The following is a 4,247-nucleotide window of genomic DNA, read 5'->3' as shown; positions in this document are numbered from 1 at the left end:
CAGGTTCGACAAGCGCGGCTACGTCTACCTCGGAACCGTCACCGCGGCCGCCCTCGTCATATGGCTCCGCTCATGATCGCCAGGACACTGCCTAGCGGAGGGGTGCAAGGTCCGGCCGGTGCTGGAGATGCCCGTCAGGGCTTCGTTGGGAGGGCCGCCGGGACGTCCGGCCGGGGCCGGGGCCGGACCGTTCCTTGCACCCTATTAGTAAGCAGTACAGGGTAGGCGTCGTCGTCCACGGTGGGGTTCCTCTGGGTGCTCAGGCGGGCAGGCCGGGCAGGACCTGGCCGTCGGTGATCTGAGTGCGGGCGGTCAGGGCGTGGCCGTCGCAGACCAGGTAGCGATCGCCGTTGTCGGCCTGGACGGTGTGAGTGGCAGGATCGGTGCAGGCCGCGTCCAGCCGGTCGTACGGACTTCCTCCATGGAAGGACGTACTCGGCTGCCTCAGTCACCATCCGGCTCGACGGTGCACCGTCTCATGCTGCGGGCTCGCCTCTGGATGACGTGAGCAAGGTCTCGAATGCCCTGTATGAGGTTGTCGACGGTCTTGCCAGGCGGGTGCTGGACACGGTTTTTCCGGGCAGTCGAACGCTGAGGGGCGTGACGCATGGGTCGTGCTCTTGCTGATCGCCCAGAACTGGCGGGACTCACCTGATCTGCCGGCAGACCTGAAGACGATGGTTGATGAGGCCCTTCCACTCTGATAGGCGGCAACGGGTGGATCGTCACCAGCCGAACTCGTCAGGTCACGGCTCCTGGTGTCCAGCTGCGCGGAGTCTGGCAGCGGCTTCTGAGAGCGGACGGCGCAAGATCCTTGTAGGCGGACAAGTCGGGTCCTGATCTGCGGACAGTTGATCTCCCTTTCCGTGGACCCATTCGTGTCGATTCCGAACAGGTGATCCCTCCGGGGGTTGGCTCGGTGCTGCCTGGCAGCGAACCAACTCATCCTCCGGAGGGATCGTGAAGAAGTCTGACAGGGAGATCATGGAAATCTTCGAGGCTCTCGACGCAACCGAGTGTGCGCATTCGGCGGCTGCGCTGGCGGGGGTCGATCCGAAGACCGTGCGCCGGTACGCACGAATGAGGGACGCGGGTCGCCCCACGGGCGGTCCGGTGAGCCGGCCGAAGGTGATCGACCCGTTCATGCCGAAGATCGAGGAGTGGGTCGACCGGTCGCAGGGCACGGTGCGGGCCGACAAGCTCCACGAACGCCTCCAGCTGCTTGGGTTCGCCGGGGACGAGCGGACGACGCGGCGGGCGGTCGCGCGGGCGAAGGAACGCTGGCGGGCCGGCCACCGTCGTACTTACCGTCCGTGGATCACCGAGCCCGGTCTCTGGTTGCAGTTCGACTGGGGATGGGGCCCGAAAGTGCCTGGTCCGGGCGGTGGAAGCGAGCGTGAGACGCTGTTGTTCTGCGCGTGGCTGGCCTGGTCGCGGTTCCGGGTGGTGATCCCGGTCTGGGACCGAACCCTGCCCACGGTGATCTCGTGCCTCGACTCCACGTTGCGGGCGATCGGCGGGGCACCGACCTATGTGCTCACCGACAACGAGAAGACGATGACCATCGACCGGGTCGCCGGGATCGCGGTCCGTCATCCTCAAGTCGTTGCCGCGGGGCGCCATTACGGCCTGCAAGTACACACATGTGTCCCGTTCGATCCCGAGTCGAAGGGCGGCTCGGAGGCCACCGTGCGCATCGCGAAGGCAGATCTGATCCCCACGTCCGTGAATCTGCGGGAGAAGTACGGCAGCTTTGCCGAGCTCCGCGGGGCCTGCGCGATCTTCTGCCAGCAGGTCAACACTCGCGTCCACCGCGAGACGGGCAGGACCCCGGCCTCCGCGCTGGACGTCGAACGCTCCCGTCTGCACCCACTGCCCATGGCCCCTCACACCCTCGCTCTCGGGGAGTCCCGCCAGGTGCTGCGGGACCAGACCGTCCGTTTCGGCTCGGTCCGGTACTCGACCCCGCCGGGCCTGGTCGGCCAGGAAGCCTGGGTCCGCGCGGACGGCGAGGAACTCGTCGTGGTGGTGGACCTGTCCCGGCTCGCACACCGGCCGGAGTGGATGCAGGGGCCGGCCGGTCTGATGGAAGTCGCCCGCCATCCCCTGTCCCTGCCCGGTCGGCCCGCCATCGACCTGGCGCACTATCCGAACCATCCTCAGGAGATGGACGGCTCCCCGCGCCAGCTCAAACCGAAACCCGTCAACGATGCCGAGGAAGCCTTCCTCCGGCTCGGCCCCGGGGCGAAGTCCTGGCTGATCGAGGCCGGCGCTGCGGGCACCACCCGGATCCGGGTGAAGATGGCCGCCGCTGTCGAGCTCGCCGCCCTCATCGGCCCTGCGGAGGTCGACCTGGGCCTGGGTCTCGCGGCGACCGCGGGCCGGTTCGCCGAGGACGACCTGATGTCCATCGTCCAGCACCGTCGGCACGGCACCCGCCCCGCCGATCTCGTCGTCGCCGACGAGACACACTCCGTCCAGCCCGGCACCTCCGCCTGGGCCGACTTCGGCCGCCCGGCTTCCTGATCCACTGTTCCCGGGCCGCGAAGCGGCCCGGGAACAGTAAAGCCCGAACAGTACACCGCAGAAAGGCAGTTGATGATGCCCACCACTGCTGTTGCCGATCCGCCCGAGATCGTTCCAGCCCCGTACCCGGTTCCTCCGTCGCCGACACCGCCGCCGATCCCCGCCGAGCTGGAGACCGTCCTGAAGCGGATGAGGTTTCCGTACTTGCGCCGGGCGGCCCCCGAGGTCCTCGCCACCGCTCGCTCGCAACGCTGGGACCCGGCCGAGGTGGTCCGGATTCTGCTGGAGGAAGAGATCAAGGGCCGGGACGAGGCCACTCGCCGCAACCACCGCCGGCTCGCCCAGCTCCCGTCCGGGAAGACTTTCGGCTCCTGGCGGGAGACGGATTCCTCGATCCCGGCGCCGACCCAGCACGCGCTGATGACGCTGGAGTGGATCTCCCGGGCAGAGAACTTGGCGGTTGCCGGGCCCTCCGGCACGGGGAAGAGCCACCTCGCCGAGGCCCTCGCGAACAAAGCGATCGACGAAGGCATGAAGGTCTGCTGGTTCACGCTGGAATCGCTCACCGCTCACCTGGGCCGGGCCACCGTCGACAACACCGTCGCCAAGGCCGTCGCGAAGATCACCCGGTGTGACCTCATCGTCGTCGACGACATCGAGATGCTTCCGTCCGGACAGGCCGCCGCCGAAGCGTTCTACCGCGTCATCGACGCCGCCTACGAACGCCGCTCGGTGATCGTCACCTCGAACCTGCACCCCTCAGGCTTCGACTCGATCATGCCCAAGACACTGGCCACCGCAGCCGTCGACCGGCTTCTGCACCACGCGCACATCGTCCTCACCGAAGGCTCCAGCCTGCGGCTGACCCAGGCCACCACCGGCCAGGGCGTCGTCCCACTGAGCGCGTGAACCGGTACCACCAGGGCCCTGGCATCCCTGCCTCCTCTATCCGACGCCTGCGGGCCAGTCTTCCCTCGCCAGGCCCATCTGCAGCGCGGACCAGGACTGCCCGTCCACTCGTTCCACATCGGGAAGCACCTGGTCCACGCGGAACCCGAGGCGTTCATAAAGCCGCACCGCGCTGCCGTTGTGGGCAAAGACCCCCAGCTCCACCCGCTCCAGGCCCAGTTGGGCAAAGGCGAACGTCAGCACTTGAGTCAGCAACGCGGCCCCGCATCCCTGACCGCGGACATCCGGGGCGACGAGCACCCGCCCGAGCCTGGCAGACACGCCATCAGCGTCCAACCGCAGCGACGCATGCCCCACGAGCTGGCCGTCCGGACCGACTCCCATCCAGGTCCGGCGCCCCGGCTCCACCACATAGGCGGCGAGTTGCCGATCATCCAACGGCCAGGTGAACCCAGGACCAGCCCACGTCAACAGCTCGGCCGGCCCGGATATCCACGACACGATCACACCAGCGTCCGCAAGGGTGAACGCGCGCAGCTCAAGATCGGCTCCCATACCCCGGGACACTACAGAGGCCAAGCACACCCCGGCCACCCCACGAGACCTACCCCAAACAGGCTGAGCGGTTAGACCAAACCGGGGACCAATTGTCACACCGGACAGGGAGATCAACTGTCCGCCCAGAAGGACAGCAAATGTCCGCTCACACGGATACAGCAGGCTCTGTCGCGAGTTCCGTGAAATCCAAGATGTCGATCACGATGACTCGTGATCATGCCGGGTGACTGTTGCTGAGCTGATCGCTGTGATGT

At 67.4% G+C, this 4,247-nt stretch carries 3 protein-coding genes; 2 read left to right on the top strand and 1 reads right to left on the bottom strand.

Annotated elements, in window-relative coordinates; genetic code table 11:
- The first annotated feature begins 984 nt into the window (after positions 1-984).
- Together istA and istB are read left to right on the top strand one after the other, a co-directional pair.
- On the top strand, positions 985-2,526 hold the full coding sequence (gene istA / locus ACFXPL_RS36915; RefSeq protein ID WP_384927552.1) for an IS21 family transposase: 1,542 nt from the start codon (positions 985-987) through the stop codon (positions 2,524-2,526).
- A 75-nt stretch (positions 2,527-2,601) separates the two neighbouring features.
- Positions 2,602-3,435, top strand: coding sequence for an IS21-like element helper ATPase IstB (gene istB, locus ACFXPL_RS36910; RefSeq protein WP_384927551.1), 834 nt, complete (start codon positions 2,602-2,604; stop codon positions 3,433-3,435).
- 36 nt (positions 3,436-3,471) lie between these two features.
- Here istB and ACFXPL_RS36905 read toward each other — a convergent pair whose 3' ends face one another.
- Positions 3,472-3,990: a GNAT family N-acetyltransferase gene (locus ACFXPL_RS36905; RefSeq protein ID WP_384927550.1), complete on the bottom strand. Its 519-nt coding sequence runs from the start codon at positions 3,988-3,990 to the stop codon at positions 3,472-3,474.
- Positions 3,991-4,247: the final 257 nt, after the last annotated feature.

Source organism: Streptomyces sp. NPDC059092, assembly GCF_042756365.1.
GTDB lineage: Bacteria > Actinomycetota > Actinomycetes > Streptomycetales > Streptomycetaceae > Streptomyces.
Note: the sequence above shows the minus strand (reverse complement) of the source record. Positions and strands in the feature narration are given on the sequence as shown.

Coding starts and splice junctions, on each gene's coding strand:
- istA (WP_384927552.1), top strand. CDS start 985: ATGGAAATCTTCGAGGCTCTCGACGCAACCGAGTGTGCGCATTCGGCG.
- istB (WP_384927551.1), top strand. CDS start 2,602: ATGCCCACCACTGCTGTTGCCGATCCGCCCGAGATCGTTCCAGCCCCG.
- ACFXPL_RS36905 (WP_384927550.1), bottom strand. CDS start 3,990: ATGGGAGCCGATCTTGAGCTGCGCGCGTTCACCCTTGCGGACGCTGGT.